We start from the raw sequence: 21325 nt of genomic DNA, 5'->3' as shown, positions 1-21325 counted from the left end.
TGCGTCAGGCCACGGTGCGTCAGACCGCGGTTCGTCAGACCGCGGCGAACCGGACCGTCCGGGTGGCCGGGTCGGCCCGGGTCAGCCGGACGTCGATCACCCGGCCGAGCGGCAGCCGGGCCCGGCCCCCGTCCGGTGCGCCGCCGGGTGCGCCGTCCGGAGCGCCGCCCACCGCAGCGGCCGCGTCGCAACGGGCCCGGACGGCCGGCTCGCGCAGCTGGACGACGCCCGAGCCGGGACGCTTCTCGTCCACCTCGATCACCACCGCCGCGAAGTCCTCGCCCTCCCGGCCGACCAGCAGCTCCGCCTCCACCAGGTCCACGCAGGCCCGTTCGACCTCGGCCGCCCGGCGGTCCCCGCCCGCCATCAGGGCCGGCACGGTCGGCAGCGCCTCGCGGGCCCAGTCCGGCACGTCCTCCCCCGCCGCCACCGCCGCGCACACCTCCTGCGCGAAGCGGTCGCCGAGCCGGCGCAGCGGCGCGGTGCAGTGGGCGTACGGGGCGGCCAGCGCGGCGTGGTCCGGCTCGGCGGGGGCGGGCAGGCCGCGGGACTCGTCGAAGGCGTGGTAGCCGGCGCCGCGCAGCAGCCCGGTGCAGGCGTTCAGGAAGGCGGCGTTCAGCGGCGCCTCGGGGTCCAGCGAGCGGATCAGCTCCGGGTAGCGGACGGCCTGCGGCCAGTCGACGTCCAGTGCGGCGGCGATCCGGCGCAGCCGCTCGTACGCGGCGGCGGGCGCGGCGGGCAGGGTGCGCAGCAGGCCGACGCCCGCGTCCAGCATCAGGTCGGCCGCGGCCATGCCGGTGAGCAGGGAGATCTGGGCGTTCCAGCCGTCGGCGGGTCCGGGCGCGCGGTAGCCGAGCACATAGCCGTGCAGGGTCTCCTCCACCTCCTGCTCGGGCACCGGCAGGCTGATCCCGCCCCGGGCCCGCTCCTGCTCCTCGCGCAGCCGGCCGACGACGGCGAGCAGGGCGAGCTGCTCGTCGGCGCCGCCGAGGTCCACGGCGCGCTGGACGGCGGCGTAGTCGAGGCGGCGGTGCGACCGCACCAGGGCGCGGCGGAGGTCGGCCAGCACCACGGCGCCGTCGGCGTCCAGGTCCAGCTGCCAGAGCAGGGCCGGGCGGGGCTCGCCGGGCAGCAGGCTGGCGGCGTCCTCGGAGATCCGGGCGGGGTGCAGGGGGACGCGGTGGTCCGGGAAGTAGAGGGTCTCGACCCGGCGGCGGGCCTCGGCGTCGATGGCGCCGCCGGGGCGGACGAAGGCGGCGACGTCGGCGATCGCGTAGTGCACCCGGTAGCCGCCGCCGGGACGGTGGCTGAGGTGCATGGCCTGGTCGAGGTCGCGGGAGCCGGGCGGGTCGACGGTGAACAGCGGCAGGTCGGTGGCGTCGTACTCGGGCAGCCGGGGGTGTTCGGCCGCCTCCTCCGCCTCGGCGAGCACCGCCTCGGGCCACTCGGTGTGGATCTCCAGGCGGGTGCGGAGCTCGGCCAGCTCGGTGTTGATCCGGGCGGAGTCGACGGCCTTGACGCGCAGTTTTCGGCGAGGCATGCAGGCCAGCCTAGGGCGATTCGGGTGATTCCGTGTGATTTCGGGCACGGGCCCGCGGCGCGTCCACCGGGGTCCGCGCCCGTCGGAGCGGCCCCCGGGGTGCCGGAGCAGTACGGGAGCGGTGCCGGAGCGGTACGGGAGCGGTGCGGCCGACCGGGGCGGTGTGAGGGCTCGTACGGTGGGGTGGAGTCGCTGTCGACGGAGGGGTGCGAGTGATGGCTGTGGTGCGGGCGGTCGGGACCGGGGTGGCGGCGGGGCTGGGGGTGACGGCGGCGCTGCACGCGGCGTGGACCGTGACGCCGTGGCCGCTGCGCACGCCGGAGGAGTTCGCGGACGTCGTGGTGGGGGCCGGCGAGGGGGTGCCGTCGGCCCGGGCCTGCGTGACGGTGGCGGGGCTGCTGGGGACGGCCTCGTACCTGGTGGCGGCGGAGGCCGGGGTGCTGCCGCGGGTCGGGCCGCGGGGCCTGCGGCAGGCCGGGGTGCGGGCGGTGGCCGGGGTGCTGCTGGCGCGCGGGCTGGCCGGGCCGGTGGTGTTCGGGAGGCTGAGCCCGCGCACGGAGCGGTTCCGGCGGCTGAACGTCCGGTACTACTCGCCCCTGTGCGTGGCGTTGGGGGCCGGAGCGGCCGCAGTAGGGTGGCGGGGTTCGTCCGCCACAAACTGTTGAGGAGTCCGCTGTGCTGGTGCTGTTGCCGCCGTCGGAGGGCAAGGCCGGGTCCGGGGACGGCGCGCCGGTCGCGCTCGACCGGCTGTCGCTGCCGGGGCTGACGGCGGCCCGCGGCGCGGTGCTGGAGGCGCTGGTCGACCTCTGCCGGGGGGACCAGGACGTCGCGGCCGAGGTTCTCGGGCTGACGCCCGGGCTGCGCGGCGAGATCGCCAAGAACGCGGGGCTGCCGGAGGCCGGTGCCCGGCCGGCCGGCGAGGTGTACACCGGGGTGCTGTTCGACAACCTCGGGCTGGCCACCCTGGACGCCGCCGCGTACGGACGGGCCGAGCGCTCGCTGCTGGTGTTCTCCGGCCTGTGGGGCGCGGTGCGGGTCTCCGACCGGATCCCGTCCTACCGCTGTTCGATGGGCGTGAAGCTCCCGGGGCTGGGGGCGCTCGGCGCGTACTGGCGGAGCGCGACGGCCACCGTGCTCCCCGAGGTGGCCGACGGGCTGGTGCTGGACCTGCGCAGTTCCGCGTACGCGGCGGCCTGGAAGCCGGCCGGCGAGGTGGCCTCCCGCACCGCGACCGTCCGGGTGCTGCAGGAGCGGGACGGCAAGCGGACCGTGGTCAGCCACTTCAACAAGGCGACCAAGGGCCGGCTGGTGCGGGACCTGCTGGTCACCGGGGCCGAGCCGAAGACGCCGGGCGAGCTGATGGACGCGCTGCGGGAGCTGGGCCACCGGGTCGAGCTGGCGGCGGAGGGCACGGCGCGCAAGGCGTGGCAGCTGGACGTGGTGGTCACCGAGGTGCACTGAGCACCTCGGCGGTCCGGTGGGGGGCAGCGCGGTCGGCCTGCCCCCCGGTCGTCGGACGGGCGTCAGCGCAGGTGCGAGGTGTCGTTGAGCAGCCGCAGCGAGGCGTTGCCGTCCGCGTAGTACTGGACGGCGCAGATCGCGGCGGCCGACAGCTCCATCCGGTACATCGAGTCCGGCGGGGCGCCCAGGGCGAGGCGGACCAGCGTCTTGATCGGGCTGACGTGCGAGACCACCAGCACCGTCTTCCCCGCGTACCGGGCGAGGATCTTGTCCCGGGCGACACCGGCCCGGTGGGTGAGGGTGGTGAAGCTCTCGCCGCTGCCGGTCGGCTTGGCCTTGGCGGAGCCCAGCCAGGCCGAGAGGTCCTCCGGGTGGCGCTCCTGCACCTCGGCGAAGGTCAGGCCCTCCCAGGCGCCGAAGTCCACCTCGCGCAGCCCGTCCTCGTACCGGACCTCCAGGCCGAGCCGGGCGGCGACGATCTCGGCGGTCTGCCGGGTGCGCCGCATCGGGGAGGCGACCACCGCCTGGATGCTGCCGCGCGCGGCCAGCGCCTCGGCGGCCCGCTCGGCCTGCCAGCGGCCCTTGTCGGACAGCTCCGGGTCGCTGCCGCCGCTGCCGGAGAAGCGCTTCTCCGGGGTGAGCGGGGTCTCGCCGTGGCGCAGCAGGACGAAGGTGGTCGGGGTGCCGAGGTCGGCGGGGGCGGCCCAGCCCGCCTTGGGGGCGGGGGTCTTCAGCGGTTCCTCGGCCACGGCCCCGGCCGACGCTCCGGCCGCGGCGGGCTTCCGGGGCTCCCACTGGCGCCCGTCCCGGCCGGCGTCCATCGCCTCGTTGGCCAGCCGGTCGGCGGCCTTGTTCCGCTCGCGCGGGATCCAGGTGTACGTGACCCGGCCGCGCGGGAAGACCTCGCGCGCCTCGGCGGCGAGCGGCTGCATGTCCGGGTGCTTGATCTTCCAGCGCCCGGACATCTGCTCGACGACCAGCTTGGAGTCCATCCGGACGTCCACCGAGGCGTCCGGGTCGAGCGCACGGGCGGCCTTGAGACCGGCGATCAGCCCCTTGTACTCGGCCACGTTGTTGGTGGCGTGGCCGATGAACTCGGCGGCCTCCGCGACGAGTTGCCCGGTGTCGCCGTCCCGGACCACCGCGCCGTAGCCGGCTGGCCCCGGGTTGCCCCGGGACCCGCCGTCCGCCTCGACGATGAAGCGCGCCGGCAACGGATCAGACGCCCGCGTCGGCGGTGCGGACCAGGATCCGCGAGCAGTTCTCGCAGCGGACCACCTTGTCGGCCGGCTCGGCCTTGATGGCGTTCAGCTCGGTGATCGAGAACTCGGTGCGGCAGCCCTCGCAGCGGCGCTGGTAGAGCCGGGCCGCGCCGACGCCGCCCTGGGTCTCGCGCAGCTTCGCGTACACCTTCAGCAGGTCGGCCGGGATGACGGCGGCGACGGTCTCGCGGTCGCGCTTGACCTTGTCGGCCTCGCCGTCGATCTCGGCGAACGCGGCGTCGCGGCGGCCCTCGGCCTCCTTGAGCACGACGGTGGAGTGCTCCAGGCGGGCGGACAGCTCCTCGACCCGGGTCACGGAGCTCTCCTGGCGCTCCATGATCTCCAGCACGACCTCCTCCAGGTCGCCCTGGCGCTTGGCCAGCGAGCCGATCTCGTGCTGGAGGTTCTCCAGGTCCTTCGGCGAGGTGATCGCACCGGAGTCCAGGCGCTGCTGGTTGCGGGCGGCCCGGGTGCGGACCTGCTCGACGTCCTGCTCGGCCTTGGTCAGCTCGCGGGCGGTGTCGCCCTTCTGGGCCTCGGCGGCGACGACGAGGTCCTTGAGCGCGGTGTGGTCGGCGGTGGCCTTCTCGATCTCGGCGTGCTCGGGCAGGCTCCGACGCCGGTGGGCCAGCTGGTCGAGCTTCGAGTCGATGGCCTGGAGGTCGAGCAGGCGGATCTGGTCGGCGGGCGCGGCGTTCAAGGGGAAAGCTCCTGTGGATCGGGTCAGGCGGTGAAGGACATGGGGGCGTGCGCGGTCCACGGGTCGGTGACCCGCTGGGAGACCTTGGTCTCCACGGCCCAGCCGTGCTGGTCGGCGACGGCCCGCAGGGCGCGCTCGGCCAGGCCGAGCCAGGGCCACTCGGTGGCCCAGTGGGCGGCGTCGACCAGCGCGACCGGCGCGGCCTCGGTGGCCTCGGAGGCCGGGTGGTGACGCAGGTCGGCGGTCACGTAGGCGTCCACACCGGCCGCCCGTACGTCGGCGAAGAAGCTGTCGCCCGAGCCGCCGCACACCGCCACCCGGCCGATCAGCCGGTCCGGGTCGCCGGAGACGCGCACGCCGGCGGCGGTCGCGGGCAGGCCCGCGGCGACCTGGGCGGCGAAGGCCGACAGCGTCAGCGGGGGCTCCAGCAGACCGATCCGGCCGGTGCCGCGACGGCCCAGCGGGTCGGTCGGGTCCGGCACCAGCGGGCCGGTGACCTTGAGGCCGACCGCCTCGGCCAGCGCGTCCGAGACGCCGGGGTCGGCGTGGTCGGCGTTGGTGTGGGCGACGTGCAGCGCGATGCCGTTGGTGATCAGCGTGTGCACCACCCGGCCCTTGAAGGTGGTCGCGGCGACGCTGGTGGTGCCGCGCAGGTACAGGGGGTGGTGGGTGACCACGAGGTCGGCGCCCCACTCCACGGCCTCGTCGACGACCGCCTGGACGGGGTCGACGGCGAACAGCACGCGACCGACCTCGGCCCCGGGGTCTCCGCAGACCAGGCCGACGGCGTCCCAGGACTCCGCCCACTGCGGGGGGTAGACCTCTTCGAGCGCGGTGATGACGTCGGACAGTTTCGGCACCTGTCGAGACTACCGTGCGCGCGGGGCCGGTCGGGCCTCGGCCGTTCGGGGGACGGGGCCGGGCGGGACCGCGGACGGGGGTGCTGGTGCCGTACGGATGCGCGTCAACCTGCGGCCGGAGCGCCCGGAGCCCGGTCCGGGGCGCCCGTTCGGAGCCCGCGCGCGTCGTACGCGCCCGTGCGCCGGGCGCCCGTTACTCACAGCAGTGTTCTCGTACGAATTCGAAACCGCCCACTGATCACCCTTACGAGTGAAGTGACCGGCTCTGCGTTGAGCCTGCGGTTTTCTCGAAACTAACTTCAGTCCTGCGAACGGGAGTTGCCCCGGCAGTAGCCCCCCACCGGGGGCGGGGAGGGATGCACTCCGCCGGCGCGGGCCGAGGCCCGCCGGACGGGAGTCACCGGGCGCACACCCCCTGGAGGGGATCGCAACCGAGGAAACCGATCAGGCCGGGCCGCACGCCCGGGTGCCGAGCAGTGGCACCCGTGGCTCAGCGGCCGAGACGAAGGGATGTGGCGGCGGATGAGGGCAGGCACATCGCTGCGCACGGCCGGGGGCCCGGGATCGGCGGGGCGCGGACCGGATGCGGCCGGTGCGTGGCCGGAGACGACGCGGGCGGCGCTGGCCGGCGCCGGGGGCCGGGGAGGCGGCGGTGACTGGGAGGTCACCGTCGGGGGCTTCTGGTGCACGGCCAGGCCGTCCGCTTCGTCGGACGGCTCGGTGGGGGGCTCGGCGGCGGGCTCGGCGGTCGGTTCGGCGCGCTTACCGGAGCAGGGCTGGAAGCTCCACGTCAGTGCGGCCTCCGTGGTCGGCGGGGAGGTGCTCGCGGCGGTGGTCCGGGTGCTCGCCACGGACCCGTGCAGCTTCAAGTTCGCCGCCACTGAGGAGCGCCTGCGCGAGCTCAACTCCCGCAACAGCGACCGTGGTTCGGCGGGCAAGTTCATCACCGTCTACCCCGCCGACGACGCGCAGTTCCAACGGCTGGCGGCCGAACTGGACCGGGTGACGGCCGGGCTGCCCGGCCCGGTCGTCCTGTCCGACCGGCCGTACCGGCCCGGCAGCCGGGTGCACTACCGCTACGGCGCGTTCGCGGCGCGGCCCGAACTCGGCAACGACGGGGAGTACCGCTCGGTGCTGCGCGGGCCGGGCGGCGAGCGGACCGAGGACGTGCGCGGCGGCTCCTACCGGGCACCGGGGTGGGTGCGGGACCCGTTCGCGGGACCCACCGCCACCGCTCGCCGCGGTGCGGGCGGGGTGCTGCTGGCCGGGCGCTACGCGGTCACCGCCGCCGTACGGCACGGCGCGAAGGGCGGCGTGTTCCTCGGCCGGGAGGCCGCCGGCGGGGCCGAGGTCGTGGTCAAGCAGGCCCGCGCCCACATCGAGGTCGACCGCGCCGGGACGGACGCCCGCGACGCGCTGCGGCACGAGGCCGCGCTGCTCGCCCGGCTGGACGGGCAGGGACTGGCACCGCGCGCCGTCGAACTGATCGAGCAGGACGACTCCGTCTTCCTGGTGCAGGAACGAATCGCCGGACAGCCGCTGGGCGCCTGGGTCGCCGCCCGACTGCGGCGCGACGGCAGCCCGGACGTCGACTGGGCGGAGGCCGAACCGGTGGTGCACGGGCTGCTCGACCTGGTCGAGCGGGTGCACGGCCAGGGACTGGTGCTGCGCGACCTCTCCCCCGGCAACGTGATGGTCCGCCCCGACGGCACCCTGCGGCTCGTCGACCTCGAACTCGCCGCCGAGACCGGCCGCTCGGCCGGCTCCGCCGGCACCCCCGGCTACCGCGCCCCCGAACAGGGCCGGCTCGCCCTCGCGGGCTCCTGCGTCGCCGACCCGGCCGTCGACCTGTACGCCCTCGGCGGACTGCTCTTCCTGCTCGCCACCGGACACGACCCGCTGCTGCCGGAGGACCTTCCGCACGCCCGTCCGGTCGCCGAACGGCTCGGACGCTGGCTCGCCCTCGCGGCCCGCTCGGGTGCCACGGCGCGGCGGCTGGCACCGGCGGTGCTGGGGCTGCGGGCGGAGGCGCCGGGACTGCGGTGGGGGGTGGCCCGGGTCCGGGAGGCGCTGGGCGCTCCTGCTCCCGGGGCCGTCGGGCGGTCGCCTTCGACTGCCCCTCGGAACCCCCTGGAGGGCGGCTCCGCCCCGACGGACAGCCGGGACGCCCGTCGACGCGTGACCACGCCCGTCCTCGTCGCCCCGCTGTGGCACGCCGCCGCCCGGCCCGACGCCGACTCGACGCCGTCCGGCGCGCTGCCGTCCGGCCCGCCGCAGGATGCCGACGGCCCGTCCCTCGACCGGCTGCTGCGCGACGGCCTGCGGCACCTCGCCGTCGGTGCGACGCCCGAACGGGCCGACCGGTTGTGGCCCGTGGTGCCCGCCGGGGAGCGGACGGACCCGTGCAATGTGCAGCACGGCGCCGCGGGCGTGCTCGCCGTACTGGCGCGGGCGGTTGCGACGCAGGGCCTGCCGGCCGTGGTGCGGGCGGAGGCGGCCCGCACCGCCCGTACCGCCGTGGAGTGGATCGAGCGGCGGGTCGCCGCCGAGCCGGTGGTGCTGCCCGGGCTGCACTTCGGGCGGTCCGGGACGGCCTGGGCGCTGCTGGACGCCGCCCGGGTGCTGGGCGACGCCGAGGCGGCCGAGCGGGCCGCCGCGCTCGCCCGACGGATCGCCGTCGAATGGCCCAACCCCGATGTGTGCCACGGCGCGGCGGGCGCGGGTTTCACCCAACTCCGTTTTGCCACAGAGCACTTCGACGACGGCTTCGCCGAGCGGGTCGCCCGTTGCGCCCGTGCCCTGCTCGCCGCCGCCCGGCCGGAACCGTACGGGACGGTCTGGCCGGTGCCGGCCGACTTCGACTCGGCGCTCGCCGGGATCACCCACCTCGGCTTCGCGCACGGCGTGGCGGGCGTCGGCGCCTTCCTCCTCGCCGCCGCCGAGGCGACCGACGACTGCGCCCTCCGGGACGCCTGCATCTCGGCCGCGCTCGACGCCGGGCTGACACTCGCCGCGACCGTCCGGTGGGGCGGCGCCGGCCCTGCCTCCGACCGCGCCACCGACCGCACCACCGCCTGGTGGCCGCAGAGCGCGGGCGATCCGGAACACCTCCGGCTCTCGCACTGGTGCAGCGGCTCCTCCGGCGCGGGCAGCTTCCTGCTGCGCCTGTGGCGGGCCACCGGCGACACCGACGCACTCGACCTGGCCCGGGCCGCCGGTCGGGCCGTACTGGCCGGCCGCTGGCACAGCGGGGTGAGCGCCTGCCACGGCCTGGCCGGGGACGGCGACTACCTGCTGGACCTCGCCGAGGCCACCGACGATCCGGAATTCCGCACCGGCGCCCAGGAGTTCGGTCGACTGATCGCCGCCCGCGCCGCCCTGCGCGACGGCCTGCTGGTCCTCCCCGACGAGACCGGCACCGGTTGCGCCGCCGGCTACGGCACCGGCACCGCGGGGCCGTTGGCCTTCCTGCTCCGGCTCCGGCACGGCGGCCCCCGGCTCTGGCTGGACCCGGTCTCCCCCGTCCGCGGCCGACTCCCCCACCCCGGGAGCGGGGTGAGCCAGGCGTGAACACGGCCACCCGCACCACCACCCGCGCCCTGCGCCGACTGAGCTTCTCCTTCTCCGCCGACGGCAGCCACGCGGCCTGCCTGGCCGCGGCCGCCGACAGCGGCTGGTACGTGGAGAGTTGGCGGCTTCCGACGGACGGCTCACCGGCCGCACCGACCGCGCTTGCGCTGTCCGGCAACCGCTCGGAGCAGCTGCGCTCACAACTGGTCGCGCTGCCCGACGGCTCGGTGCTGGTCTGCCGGCACGACGGCGAGCGGCACGACCTGGTCCGCCTCTCGTACGGCGAGAACGGCACCGTGGAGCAGGAGTTGGCCTCGCTCCGGATGCCCGGGCTGCGCCTGCTGCCGCTCCCCGTGCCGCCCGACGCCGGCCCGAACCCCCCGGTGGCGATCGCCCTCGGCACGGACACCCGTCCGGCGACCACCGCGTGGCTGGTCCGGGCGGGCGGCAGCGAGCCGGTCCGGGTCGCCGAGATCCCCGGCCTGCACGGCGGCGGCACCTGGCTGGACCACGCGGGCGCACTGCTCGCACTGGACCGGGTGGCCGGCGGGCTGGTCCGCAGCGTGGTGCTGGACCTGCGCAGCGGCACCACCACCCCGCTGCTGGAGATCGGCGAGCACAGCAACGACCGGCTGGTGCTGTTCGACCCGGACAGCCGCTTCGCGATGGTGCGCAGCGACGCGCCCGGCACCGACCGGCTCGGCTGGGGCTTCCTGGGCGGCGGGGAGCCGTTGCGGTTCCCGGAATGCCTGCACGTCGCGGGCATGTTCCTGCGGCCGGTCGCGCTCCGGCAGGCGGCCGACGGCCCGCGGGTCGCGGTGCAGATCGACCACGGGGCCGGCTCGGCGCTCGCCCTGTGGCGCCCCGCGGCCGGGCGGCTGGACCCGCTGCCGGTGCCGCCCGGGCGACTCGGCGCGGTCGGGCACTGGGGCGGCGCGGGACTGCGCATGCCGTACTCCTCGCCCGACCACCCGGCGGCGCTGGCCACCCTGGACGTCGACGCCCTACTGGCCCACGGACCGGCCCCGGCGACCTCGGTCCCGATGCCACTGCCGCTCCAACTCGCGCCGCTGAGCTCGGGGTTGCCCGGACCGTGGCGGGACACCGTACTGCCCTGGCAGCCCGGCGGACCGCGCGTCTCCCGCACCCCGCCGCCCGGCTGGCGCCTGGACGGCAGCACCCCGGCCGGCGACGGCGGCCGCTGGCAGCCCGCACAGAGCCTCGAACTCGCGGGCCCGGCCGGTCCGTTGGAAGCCGTGGTGTACGGCGGCGACGCCTGGCTGAGCAGCCCGCACCTGGTGCTGGCCCTGCACGGCGGACCGGCCGACGCCTGGCGGCTGGAGTTCGACCCGGCGCTGCAGCGGATGGCCGCCGAGGGCCTGGCGGTGGTCGCGCCCAACCAGCGCGGCTCCACCGGCTACGGGGTGCCGCACGCACTGGCCATCCGGGGCGCCTGGGGCGGGCCCGACCTGGACGACGTGCTGTACCTGCTGGACGGCATCGCCGGGCAGCGGGCCGCACTCGGCCTGGAACCGCCCGCGCTGTTCGGGGTGAGCTACGGCGCGTTCCTGGCACTGCTGGCGGCCGCGCACGCGCCGACCGAGCAGGTCGCCCGCTGCGCGGTGGTCGCGCCGTTCCTGTCCGGCGCCCGACTGCTGGCCGAAGCGGCGCCTCCCGTAAGGGCGTTGACCACCCGGCTGGGCGGCGGCGAGCCGATCACGGACGCCCGTGGGCCGCGCGACGTGCTCCAGCTCGCGCACCGGCTGAGCGCACCGCTGCTGGTCGTGCACGGCAACCGGGACGAGGTGGTTCCGGTCAGCCAATCCCGTTCGCTGCGACACGAGTTGCTGCGGATCGGACGGGTCGAGGGCGCGGACTTCCGGTACGTGGAGGCGGCCGGCTCCGGGCACGAGGTGCTGGCCGAGGAGGGCGCCGCCGTCCTGCACGAGCTGCTGGCCGCGTTCCTGCGGACCGGCCGCCCGGGCTGACGCCCCGGCCGTTCCACCTGTTCACCGAGCCCTGACTGCTCACCGAGCCCTGACCGTTCACCGGGCTCGACACCTCACAGACTCCCGGACCCCGTGCGGTCCGGGGCACCACCCCCGGTGCGGCGGATGGAGGCCGCTTCCGGGGTTCAACACCCGACGCCCGCAGGCAGATCGCGGCGGGCGCACCTCAAGGGGAGGACCCGATCATGGACAACATGGTGGACTTCGAGACCGACCTCGCGGCGCTGCAGGACCTGCCGGAGACCGAGTCCGTCGAGCTGACCGGCCACGGCAGCGGCTGCCAGTACACCTGTCTCATCCTGACCTGCCTGATCTTCACCAACAGCTGATCGCGCACTGGTCCGAGGTATGCCGTCCCCGCCTGTCCGGACAGGCGGGGACGGCACCCTTCTTCCCCCCTCCGATCCTCCGACTCACCGACGGGAGCCCCGCATTGCCCCGCCGCCCGGACCGATGGACGCTGGCGCTCGGCATCGCCCTGCCGGTCGAGGCCGTCACCACCCTCGCGCTGCCCGCCGTACTCGCCGGCGCCGTCGACGCCGCCCTCGACCACCGCTCCGGCGGCCCCGGCCCCTACCTGCTGCTCGCCGCCGTCCTGGGCGTGGCGGCCGCCGCCGACGCCACCGCCGCGGTGGCCGGACCGGCCTGCTCGGCCGAGGCCACCGCCGCCCTGCGCGGACGCCTGATCCGTCACCTGCTCGCCCTCGGGCCGGGTGGCCGACTGCACGGCGGGCCGCCGCCCGGCGACCTCGCCGCCCGACTGCTCGGCTCGGCCGGCGACGCCGGCGGCCGACGTCCCGCCGTCCTCGGCGCCGCCACCGCGCTGCTCACCTCGGTCGGCGCGATCCTCGGACTCGCCGCCCTGTCGCCCTGGCTGGCCCTCGCCTTCTTCGCCGGGGTGGTCCCCGGTGTGCTGCTGATCCGGCTCTTCCTGCGCCAGGCCGGGCCGGTGTTCGCCCGCTACCAGGAGGTCCAGGCCGAGATCGCCGCCCGACTCGGCGGCGCCCTCACCGGACTGCGCAGCATCCACGCGGCACACGCCGAACAGCGCGAGGCCGCACGGGTGTTGGCGCCGCTCCCGGAACTCTCCGCGGCGGGGCACGCGCTCTGGACCGCGCAGCGGCGCACCGCCTGGCAGGCCACCCTGCTGATCGCCCTGGTCGAGGTCGCGGTGCTCACCACCGCCGGGTCGCTGCTCGCGGACGGCGCCCTCGCCCCCGGCGCGCTCGCCGCGGCGGCCGGCTGGGCGGCACTCGGCGCGGGACTGTTCGAGCAGGTCGAGTCGCTGGTCGGGGTCGCGCACGCCCGCGCCGGACAGGCCCGGGTGGACGAACTGCTGGCCCTCGCACCGGCCCCGACGGGCACCGCGACCCTGCCGACCGGCGGGCCCGGGGAGGTCACCCTGCGGGGCGTGGTGGTGCGCGACGGCGACCGGGTCCTCCTCGGCCCGATCGACCTCACCGTCCCCGGCGGCCGTACGGTCGCCCTGGTCGGACGCTCCGGCTCCGGCAAGTCCCTGCTCGCCGCCCTGCCGGGGCGGCTGCGGGACCCCGACGAGGGCACCGTGCTGATCGACGGTGTCCCGGTGAGCGCCCTGTCCCCCGCCGAACTGCGGCACGCGGTCGGCTACGCCTTCGCCCGGCCCACCCTGGTCGGCCGTACCGTCCGCGAGGCGCTGGCCGGCGCCGGCCCGGCCGAGGCGACGGCCGCCCGCGCGGACGGCTTCCTCGCCCGACTGCCCCGGGGCTGGGACACCCCGCTGGACGAACTCCACCCCTCCGGCGGCGAACTGCAACGCCTGGGCCTCGCCCGGCTGCTGGCCCGGCCCACCCGGGTCGTCGTCCTGGACGACGCGACCTCCGGCCTGGACCTCGCCACCGAGTACCAGGTCACCGAGGCCCTCGACCGCGCCACCCACGGCCGCACCCGCCTGGTGATCGCCCATCGCGGCACCGTCGCCGCCCGCGCCGACCTGGTCGCCTGGCTCGACGCCGGCCGCCTCCGCGCCCTCGCCCCCCACACCACCCTCCTCGCCCACCCCGACTACCGCGCCACCCTCGCCGACACCTCCCTCCACGCGGCCACCGCATGACCCGTCCCCGCGCCGCGCCAGAAGTCGACCCCGTCGACTTCCCATTCCCCGGAGGTCCCCGCCCATCGCACCGGGCAATCGCACCAAAAGTCGGCCAGATCAACTTCTGGTGCGGAGCAATCCCCGCCAGACCGTGCCGCAGTGGAGCGGTGCTGGGCTGGGGGGTCACAGCAGCGGTCCCCAGCCCTGCACCTGGACAATCGGCTCCGCCGAATTCTCCTGTTGGCCCGAGCACGGCCGCCGCACAGAAAGTCGGCCGAGCCGACTTCCGCTGCCGGCAGGTCTGCTATCTGTCGCCCACACGGGCAGCAGATACGTTTCCGCACCCGCGCAGGAAGTCGACCACATCGACTTCCTGCGCAAGCAACTCCTCCAGCTGCCACACAGGGGACGACGACGAAATCCTGCCGGCGCATCGGCCCTGGCGGCTTGTCGCATCGGCTGGCGCCTACAGATCGCCTCTGCGCGAGAAGTCGGCCAGATCGACTTCTCGCGCAGGCAAGCCCCCCGCGCGTCCCACCGGGCTGGGGAATCGCACCGGCCAGCGGCCGCGGATCACCACCGCGCAGGAAGTCGGCCCCGCCGACTTCTCGTGCCGGGCGGTCCGTTGTCGCCCACACGAGCACCGGCAGCAGTTGCGTTTCTTCACCTGTACAGGAAGTCGGCCAGGCCGACTTCTCGCGCAGGGAAATCCCCCGCGCGTCCCACCAGGCTGGGGAACCGCATCGGCCGGTGGCTGCGGATCACCTCTGCACAGAAAGTCGGCCGGGCCGACTTCTGGTGCGGGGCAGGTCTGCCATTGGCCGTGTGGGGGTGGATCGCCGAAACGTTTCTGCGGTGGCGCCGGGAGTCGGACGGGTCAACTTCCAGTGCGCGCTGTTGGCCCTATCAGCCCTGTCCGTGGGGAAGTCGGCCTGGCCGACTCTCCTCTCCCTCCCAGAAAGCCGGCTGGATCGACTTCCCATGCAGCTCACCTCAAGCCGCGCAGCAGCCGGCACAGAAAGTCGGCGGGGCCGACCTCCCATTCGACCGCTTCCCCCGAAACGGGCGCGAGGGCGTCGGCGGCGGAAGGGTTCGATGGCGGGGGCGCCGGGGTGGGGATTGCTGGTCCGGCAGTTGCGGGGGACGCGGCGGGCGCTGGTGCGGTTGCTGGTGTGGTCAGGGGTGGAGGCGCTGCCGCCGCTGGTGTCCGGGTTGTTCGTCTCGGCGGCGGTCGATCAGGGGTTCCTGGCCGGGCGGCCGGGGGTCGGGGTGGCCTGGCTGGCTGGGTTCGGGGCGACCATGGCCGTCCGGGCCCACGCGGCGCGGGCTGGGTTCCCGTACCTCGCCGGGGTGGTGGAGCCGCTGCGGGACGCACTGGTCGAGCGGGTGGTGCGCAGTGCGCTCGCGCGCCCCACGGCGGATCCGGCCGAGGTCGCCCGGCTCACCGAACAGGTCGAGTCCGCAAGGCAGTTGACCGCCACGCTGCTCCGCACCCTGCGCGGGGTGGGGGTCACCCTGGTCGCCGCCCTGGTCGGGCTGACGCTGCTGGCGCCGGCCGTGCTGCCGCTGGTGCTGCTGCCGCTGCTGGCGGCCGGGCTGGTCTTCGTTCGGCTGCTGCGGCCGATGGCGTCGCGGCGGGAGTCGGTCGTGCTGGCCGAGGAGCGGCTCGCCGCCGCGGCCGGGCGTGCGCTGGACGGGCTGCGCGACGTGCAGGCGACGGGTACCGGCGCCGACGTCGCCCGGGCGCTGGCGGAGGCCGCGCAGGAGAGTGCCGCGGCCGCCCGCGCGCTGGGCCGGGCGTCGGCCCTGCGTGCACTGGTGGTGGCGCTCGGCGGGCGGCTGCCGGTGCTGGCCGTCCTCGCCGCGGCCCCGTGGCTGCTCGCGCACGATGCGCTGACGGCGGGCGAGCTGCTCGGTGTCGCCACCTATCTGCTCCAGCAACTCGATCCAGCGGTACGGACGTTGGCGGGCACGGTCGGCGGCTGGCTGCTCAACCTCGCGGTGGTGCTGGACCGGCTGGCCACGGTCACGGAGCACACCCCTCCACCTGGCACGACGCCGCACGGGGTGGCCGGCGTTCCGGTCGGGGAGGTGCGGCTGGTCGGGGTCCGGTTCGCCCACGCCCCGGGGGCGGCGGCCGTGCTGGACGGGCTGGACGCGGTCTTCGGCGCCGGGGAGCACGTGGCGGTGGTGGGGCCGAGCGGGGTGGGGAAGTCGACCCTGGCGGGGCTGCTGGCGGGCCTGGTGGCGCCGACCGCCGGGACGGTGGTGGTGGGCGGCGGACCGCACGGGGTGGTGCTGCTGCCGCAGGAGGCGTACGTGTTCCCGGGGTCGCTGTGGGACAACCTGGCCTGGCTGGCTCCGGAGGTGTCCGAGCGGGACCTCACGGATGCCGTCGAACGGTTGGGCGCGGGTGAACTGGTGGCCCGCCTGGGCGGGTTGACCACCGGCGCGCTGCGGGATCCGGGTGAACTGTCCGCCGGTGAGCGCCAGTTGCTCGCGCTGGTGCGGACGTATGTGGCGCGCGCTGCGGTCGTGGTGTTGGACGAGGCGACCTGCCGGCTGGACGCCGCCGCCGAGGAACGGGTGGAGCGGGCCTTCGCCGAGCGGCCGGGGACGCTGGTGGTGATCGCGCACCGGATCAGTTCGGCCCTGCGGGCGGACCGGGTACTGCTGTTGGACGGCGGCCGCGGGCTGTCGGCCCGTCACGGCGATCTGCAGGTGCTCTCGCCGTTCTACCGCGAACTGGTGGGCCACTGGTTGGGTTCGGTGCCTTCGGGACGGACGGGACTCGCCTCATGAGGTCGATAGGATCTCGTCAGTCCCGGCCGTTATGGTGGCCGGGGCACGGGCCGCGATCACCGGCTGTGGGCGCGTACCGAGCGCCCGATCGGGGACCCGACCGTGTGCCGCTGGCGCCGGACGGGCGCCGATGACCTGCACCCTCCGCACGGAAGAACGATTCCCATGTCCGACACCCTCACCGACACCACCGGACCCGCGATCAACGGGACCGACGCCGACGAGAAGACGGCCGAGGACACCGCGCTCCACGGTCGCCACCGGGGCGGTTCCGCCGCCGACGACACCGCCGGGACGGACCCGCACGGCCGCCACCGCGCGGCCGGCGTCCAGGGCTGATCCCGACCGGACGGCCGCTCCCGACCGAAAGGCCGGAAAGCCGGAAGGAACGACCGCACCACCGCGAGGGCCCGCCGGGGACGTCCCCGGCGGGCGCTCGCACGTCCTCAGCCCTGCGGGTCCAGCGAGACCACCGTGCGCAACGCCTCGCCGCTGCGCATCTGCGCGATCGCCCGGTTGACGTCCGCCAGTCCGACCCGGTGGGTGATCATGCCGTCGAGGTCGATCCGGCCGGCCCGCCACAGGTCGACGACCAGTCCGATCGTGCGCGCCACCGGCGCCCCGCCGTACAGCGAGGGCAGCAGCCGCTTCTCGTTGAAGAACAGCTCGCCCATGGTGAACTGGGCGAGGTCGTCGCGGGCGCCCGCGCCGATGACGACGACGGCGCCGCCGCGCCGGGCGGCGTCGTAGCCGGCCCGGACGGTGGCGGCACGGCCGACGGCCTCGAAGACGTAGTCGAAGCCGCCGCCGGGCAGGCCCTTGGCGACCGCCTTGAGGTCCTCGGGGGCGATCGCCTCGGTGGCGCCGAAGGCCAGGGCCCGTTCGCGGCGCGAGGCGACCGGGTCGACGACGGTGATCCGGGCGGCGCCGCAGACCCGGGCGCCCTGGACGGTGGCCACCCCGACCCCGCCCGCGCCGATCACCGCGACCGACGAGCCGGGCTCGACCCGGGCGGTGTTCACCGCGGCGCCGATGCCGGTGGTGACCCCGCAGCCGATCAGCGCGGCGGCCTCGTACGGCAGGTCGGCGGGCACCTTGATGACGGCGTCGGAGGTGACCACCACCTCCTCGGCGAAGGCGCCGGTGCCGTAGAAGCCGGAGGCCTCGGTGCCGTCCTCGGCGAGCCGGAAGCCGGGCTCGCCGAGCCGCCGCAGGCTGGCGACGCACAGGTGGCCGCGGCCGTGTTCGCAGTGCGCGCAGCGGCCGCAGGGGGCCATCCAGCAGAGCACCACGCGGTCCCCGGGCTCGACGCCGGTCACGCCCTCGCCGACCTCGACGACGTCCCCGGCGCCCTCGTGCCCGGGGACGAACGGCGCGGGCTGCGGCAGCACCCCGTTCATCGCGGAGAGGTCGGAGTGGCACAGGCTGGCGGCACGCATCCGGACCCGTACGGTGCCCGGACCGAAGCCGACGGCCGTCACGTCCTCGCGGACGTCGAGGGTCTCCTGGCCGGTCTTGTGCAGGACGGCTGCGCGCATGGGGCTGCTCCCGGTGTGCCTCGGGTCAAGGGTCGGGCCGATTCTGGCACGGCCACCGGGGCCCGACTAGAACGCGTTCCAGAACGGCGGATCCGGCGACCGGCTCGGGGGTGCCGGGGCCCCGGGGAGGGTGGCGGCCCGCGCACCGCTACCGTCGAGTAGGGTCCGAGCACGTCCGTCCGCCGCCCGAACCCCCGAGGAGCACCGCATATGTCCGACCTGCTGGAGGGCGCCCGTCCGGCGCCGGAGGTGCTGGCGGCGTTCGAGGCGGCCACCGGGTTCATGCCGGTGGACGAGGGCCTCGCGCTGTACGCGGCGGCGGTGGAGGCGGCCCGGCGCACCGGCGGGCTGCCGCTGCTGGAGATCGGCACCTACTGCGGCCGCTCGGCGGTCCTGCTGGCCGCCGCGGCCCGGGAGGCCGGGGCGGTCGCGCTGACCGTGGACCACCACCGCGGTTCCGAGGAGCAGCAGCCCGGCTGGGAGTACCACGACCCGACCCTGGTGGACCCGGAGGTCGGGCTGATGGACACCCTGCCCCGGTTCCGCCGCACCCTGCACGCCGCCGGGCTGGAGCAGCACGTGGTCGCACTGGTCGGCCGCTCGCCGCAGATCGCCGCGCTGTGGGGGCGGCCGCTGGCCCTGGTCTTCATCGACGGCGGGCACACCGACGAGCACGCGACCGGCGACTACGACGGCTGGGCGCCGCACCTGGCGCCCGAGGGCCTGCTGGTGGTGCACGACGTGTTCCCGGATCCGGCGGACGGCGGCCAGGCCCCGTACCGGGTGTACCTGCGGGCGCTCGCCGAGGGCTTCGAGGAGGTCTCGGTGACCGGCTCGCTGCGCGTGCTGCGCCGCACCGCCGGCTGAACCGACAGTCCGTACGCCCCCTCCACCCGCCGCCACGCCCGTCCGCACCGCGAGATCACCCCCGCCGCCGCATCCGGATGCTCTAACGTCGTGCCGGGGCTGTCGGCCGGGGGTTCGAACGGTACGGTGTCCGCGCAGCACCAGGCGGCTGCGGCACCGGCGGCAGCACCAGGCAGAGCATCGGCGGACGGGTGGGGGCCAGCGACACATGACGGACCAGCACAACACCGCTCCCGCGGTCTGGGACCCGACCGCGCGCGGCGGCGCGGGCGGCTGGGTCCGCAATCCGCAGCGCCCGGAGGCCGAATCCGCCCCCGCCGCACCACCCGCGCCCCCGACCCCGACTCCGGCCCCTCCCCCGGCCGCGGGCGCGGTCGGCGACCAGGGCCCGCCGCTGGGCGGCCGCCCGTACCTGTCCACCGCCCCGGGATTCGACCCGCCCCGGGACGCGTCGACGCCCCCGTCGGCACCCGCGCCGGGCCCCGCCGCCGACACCGGCCCGGGGGCGCCCACCGCCGCCCTCCCCCGGGTGCCCCCGTCGCCGCCGGGTGCCCCCTCCGCGGCCACGCCGTTCCCCCCGCACGCCGCCCCGCAGGACCGCGCCCCCCAGGGCGGCGGCCTCCCCGGCCCCGGCTACGTCTACCCGCCGCCGCCCCCGGCCGGCCCGTACCAGCAGGGTCCGTACCAACAACCCCCGTACGGCGCCCAGTCGTACCCGGACCACCCGGTCCACGAGCCGGTCGACGACCAGGACGACGAGGACCGCCCGACCAACCGCAAGGCCCCGCTGCTGATCGGCTTCGCCCTGCTGCTGGTGCTCGCGGTCGGCGGCGGCCTGCTGTACGCGACCTCGGGCAACGCCAAGAAGGACCAGGCCGCCCCTGCCCCGTCGGCCGCCACCGCGAGCGGCTCGGGCGATCCGCGGCCCGCCCCGGCGCCCACCGGCACGGACGCCGCGCCGAGCGGCAGCGCCCCGGCCACGCCCTCCGGCACGCCGGCCCCGACCGCGACCACCGCCGGCCCCAACGCCAAGACCCAGGCCCAGGCGCTGGACGGTCTGCTCACCGACGGCGAGAACGCCCGCGCCTCGATCAGCAACGCCGTTGCCAAGGTGAGCAGTTGCCCGGCGAAGGCCGACATCGACAGCGCGGCGCAGGTCTTCGACAACGGTGCCAAGCAGCGCGACGGCCTGCTGTCCAAGCTCGCCGGTCTGAGCGTCTCGGACCTGCCCGGCGGCGCGGACGCGGTGAACTCGCTCAAGTCCGCCTGGCAGTTGTCCGCCGACGTCGACCGGGCGTACGCGGCCTGGGCGCGCGCCGTCTCGGCCCAGGGCTGCTCCGGCCGGGCGCCGACCACCGCGGACAAGAAGCACGCGGACCAGCTCAACCCGCAGGCCACCCAGGCGAAGTCGGACTTCCTGACCAAGTGGAGCCCGATCGCGACCGCTTACGGCATCACCCCGCCCACTTCGGACAGGATCTGAACGACCCGTGACCGGCCAGCCCTCCCGACCGCCCCGCCGCTCCGCCCTGCTGCGCACCACCACCGTGGTCGCCGCGGCCGTCCCGCTCTGCACGGCGGGCTGGTTCGGCTGGCAGGCCCTGGACCACTCCAGCCCGGCGGGCGCCGCGGCCTCCGCCCCGGCCGCCCCGGCCACCCCGGCCACGCCGTCCACCCCGGGCGAGTCCGCCGGCGCCACCTCGGCCACCCCCGAAGCCCCGCCGACCACCGCCGCACCGACGACCGCACCCACGACCGCACCCACCGGCGACCTCGCCGGCCGCACCATCGTGCTCGACCCCGGCCACAACCCCGGCAACTTCTCCCACCCCACCGAGATCAACCGCCAGGTGGACGTCGGCAACGGCCGCAAGGAGTGCGACACCACCGGCACCGAGACCAACGCGGGCTACACCGAGGCCGACTACACCCTGGACGTCACCCGCCGGGCCCGCGCCCTGCTGACCGCCCGGGGTGCCAAGGTGGTGCTGGTGCAGGACGGCGACCGCCCCTGGGGCCCGTGCGTCGACGAGCGCGCCCGGGCGGGCGCCGACGCGCACGCGGACGTCGCGCTGTCGGTGCACGGCGACGGCGGCCCGGCGAGCGGCAGCGGCTTCCACGTGATCATGCCCGCGAAGGTGGTCGCCGGAAAGGCGGACAACTCGGCGATCGTCGAGCCCTCGCACCGGCTGGGTCTGCTGCTGCGCGACCGCTTCCACGCCGCGACCGGCGAGCCGTACGCCGACTACATCGCCGACCAGGGCCTGGACACCCGCTCCGACCTGGGCGGCCTCAACCTCTCGGCGGTTCCCAAGGTGTTCATCGAGTGCGGTAACATGCGCAACTCCGCGGACGCCCGGCGGATGACGGACCCTCAGTGGCGCCAACAGGCCGCCCAGGGGATCTCCGACGCGCTGGCCGCCTTCCTGACGACGCACTGAGCAAGCCCGGCAAGGGAGTTGGGACGCTCGGGAGCGGTGGACGACAACCCACCCCGCCCGAGCGGTTTGCAACGACTTCGACCCGTTCCCGGTCCCGCTGTGCACCGGCGGGACGGTTGGGCCTAGGCTTCTGGTCCGTTCGGGAGTTTCGGCCGGTCAACCCGACCGCACGAAGCACCGTCCACGACACGTCAACGAGGG

16 protein-coding genes are annotated in these 21325 nt (G+C 75.9%); 11 read left to right on the top strand and 5 right to left on the bottom strand.

Going from position 1 to position 21325, the window contains the following annotated elements:
- Positions 1–34 precede the first annotated feature (34 nt).
- The gene (locus ACIP4P_RS13860; protein WP_400917619.1) at positions 35–1540 is read right to left on the bottom strand and encodes an RNB domain-containing ribonuclease; all 1506 of its coding nucleotides are present in this window, start codon (positions 1538–1540) and stop codon (positions 35–37) included.
- Positions 1541–1755: 215 nt separating this feature from the next.
- On the opposite strand from ACIP4P_RS13860, the gene ACIP4P_RS13855 reads away from it, so the two are divergent.
- Positions 1756–2205: a DUF3995 domain-containing protein gene (locus ACIP4P_RS13855; protein WP_400917617.1), complete on the top strand. Its 450-nt coding sequence runs from the start codon at positions 1756–1758 to the stop codon at positions 2203–2205.
- Positions 2206–2215: 10 nt separating this feature from the next.
- Positions 2216–3001 (top strand): peroxide stress protein YaaA, encoded by a 786-nt coding sequence (gene yaaA, locus ACIP4P_RS13850; RefSeq protein WP_400917615.1) that lies wholly within the window; start codon positions 2216–2218, stop codon positions 2999–3001.
- Positions 3002–3063: 62 nt separating this feature from the next.
- Here yaaA and ACIP4P_RS13845 read toward each other — a convergent pair whose 3' ends face one another.
- The 3 genes from ACIP4P_RS13845 to ACIP4P_RS13835 are packed head-to-tail and all read right to left on the bottom strand — an operon-like array spanning position 3064 to position 5823.
- Positions 3064–4215, bottom strand: a complete 1152-nt coding sequence (locus ACIP4P_RS13845; RefSeq protein WP_400917614.1) for a bifunctional RNase H/acid phosphatase — start codon at positions 4213–4215, stop codon at positions 3064–3066.
- 4 nt (positions 4216–4219) lie between these two features.
- A complete protein-coding gene (locus tag ACIP4P_RS13840) occupies positions 4220–4963 on the bottom strand; it encodes a C4-type zinc ribbon domain-containing protein (protein ID WP_350511167.1) in 744 nt (247 codons plus the stop codon).
- Positions 4964–4986: 23 nt separating this feature from the next.
- Positions 4987–5823 carry a Nif3-like dinuclear metal center hexameric protein gene (locus tag ACIP4P_RS13835; RefSeq protein WP_350511166.1) on the bottom strand — a complete coding sequence of 279 codons (837 nt, stop codon included), beginning with the start codon at positions 5821–5823 and terminating at the stop codon, positions 4987–4989.
- 522 nt (positions 5824–6345) lie between these two features.
- Between ACIP4P_RS13835 and lanL the strand changes: the two genes are divergently transcribed.
- The 6 genes from lanL (at position 6346) to ACIP4P_RS13805 (ending at position 16617) form a co-directional block, all read left to right on the top strand.
- Entirely contained in the window at positions 6346–9393 is a 3048-nt protein-coding gene (gene lanL, locus ACIP4P_RS13830; protein ID WP_400917611.1) for a class IV lanthionine synthetase LanL, read from the top strand.
- Positions 9390–11381 (top strand): alpha/beta hydrolase family protein, encoded by a 1992-nt coding sequence (locus ACIP4P_RS13825; protein ID WP_400917609.1) that lies wholly within the window; start codon positions 9390–9392, stop codon positions 11379–11381. Before lanL ends, ACIP4P_RS13825 begins: the two co-directional genes overlap by 4 nt.
- 206 nt (positions 11382–11587) lie before the next feature.
- A complete protein-coding gene (locus ACIP4P_RS13820; protein ID WP_350511163.1) occupies positions 11588–11731 on the top strand; it encodes a VenA family class IV lanthipeptide in 144 nt (47 codons plus the stop codon).
- Positions 11732–11835: 104 nt separating this feature from the next.
- Positions 11836–13494, top strand: coding sequence for an ATP-binding cassette domain-containing protein (locus ACIP4P_RS13815; RefSeq protein ID WP_400917606.1), 1659 nt, complete (start codon positions 11836–11838; stop codon positions 13492–13494).
- A gap of 1077 nt (positions 13495–14571) precedes the next feature.
- Positions 14572–16278 carry an ATP-binding cassette domain-containing protein gene (locus ACIP4P_RS13810; protein WP_400917605.1) on the top strand — a complete coding sequence of 569 codons (1707 nt, stop codon included), beginning with the start codon at positions 14572–14574 and terminating at the stop codon, positions 16276–16278.
- Between the two features lie 165 nt (positions 16279–16443).
- Entirely contained in the window at positions 16444–16617 is a 174-nt protein-coding gene (locus ACIP4P_RS13805) for a hypothetical protein (protein WP_350511160.1), read from the top strand.
- Between the two features lie 107 nt (positions 16618–16724).
- Here the strand turns inward: ACIP4P_RS13805 and ACIP4P_RS13800 are convergent, their stop codons facing one another.
- Complete coding sequence (locus ACIP4P_RS13800; RefSeq protein WP_400917603.1) at positions 16725–17816, bottom strand: Zn-dependent alcohol dehydrogenase; 1092 nt, start codon at positions 17814–17816, stop codon at positions 16725–16727.
- Positions 17817–18026: 210 nt separating this feature from the next.
- On the opposite strand from ACIP4P_RS13800, the gene ACIP4P_RS13795 reads away from it, so the two are divergent.
- The 3 genes from ACIP4P_RS13795 to ACIP4P_RS13785 all read left to right on the top strand — a co-directional run bounded on the left by ACIP4P_RS13795 (position 18027) and on the right by ACIP4P_RS13785 (position 21124).
- Positions 18027–18683, top strand: coding sequence for a class I SAM-dependent methyltransferase (locus tag ACIP4P_RS13795; RefSeq protein ID WP_400917601.1), 657 nt, complete (start codon positions 18027–18029; stop codon positions 18681–18683).
- Between the two features lie 208 nt (positions 18684–18891).
- A complete protein-coding gene (locus tag ACIP4P_RS13790; RefSeq protein WP_400917599.1) occupies positions 18892–20166 on the top strand; it encodes a hypothetical protein in 1275 nt (424 codons plus the stop codon).
- Between the two features lie 7 nt (positions 20167–20173).
- A complete protein-coding gene (locus ACIP4P_RS13785; protein WP_400917597.1) occupies positions 20174–21124 on the top strand; it encodes an N-acetylmuramoyl-L-alanine amidase in 951 nt (316 codons plus the stop codon).
- Positions 21125–21325: the final 201 nt, after the last annotated feature.

The organism is Kitasatospora sp. NPDC089509, from assembly GCF_044749365.1.
Classification (GTDB): Bacteria; Actinomycetota; Actinomycetes; order Streptomycetales; family Streptomycetaceae; genus Kitasatospora.
This window is presented reverse-complemented; position numbering and strand designations above follow the sequence as displayed.

Coding starts and splice junctions, on each gene's coding strand:
- ACIP4P_RS13860 (WP_400917619.1), bottom strand. CDS start 1,540: ATGCCTCGCCGAAAACTGCGCGTCAAGGCCGTCGACTCCGCCCGGATC.
- ACIP4P_RS13855 (WP_400917617.1), top strand. CDS start 1,756: ATGGCTGTGGTGCGGGCGGTCGGGACCGGGGTGGCGGCGGGGCTGGGG.
- lanL (WP_400917611.1), top strand. CDS start 6,346: ATGAGGGCAGGCACATCGCTGCGCACGGCCGGGGGCCCGGGATCGGCG.
- ACIP4P_RS13820 (WP_350511163.1), top strand. CDS start 11,588: ATGGACAACATGGTGGACTTCGAGACCGACCTCGCGGCGCTGCAGGAC.
- ACIP4P_RS13810 (WP_400917605.1), top strand. CDS start 14,572: ATGGCGGGGGCGCCGGGGTGGGGATTGCTGGTCCGGCAGTTGCGGGGG.
- ACIP4P_RS13805 (WP_350511160.1), top strand. CDS start 16,444: ATGTCCGACACCCTCACCGACACCACCGGACCCGCGATCAACGGGACC.
- ACIP4P_RS13800 (WP_400917603.1), bottom strand. CDS start 17,816: ATGCGCGCAGCCGTCCTGCACAAGACCGGCCAGGAGACCCTCGACGTC.
- ACIP4P_RS13795 (WP_400917601.1), top strand. CDS start 18,027: ATGTCCGACCTGCTGGAGGGCGCCCGTCCGGCGCCGGAGGTGCTGGCG.
- ACIP4P_RS13790 (WP_400917599.1), top strand. CDS start 18,892: ATGACGGACCAGCACAACACCGCTCCCGCGGTCTGGGACCCGACCGCG.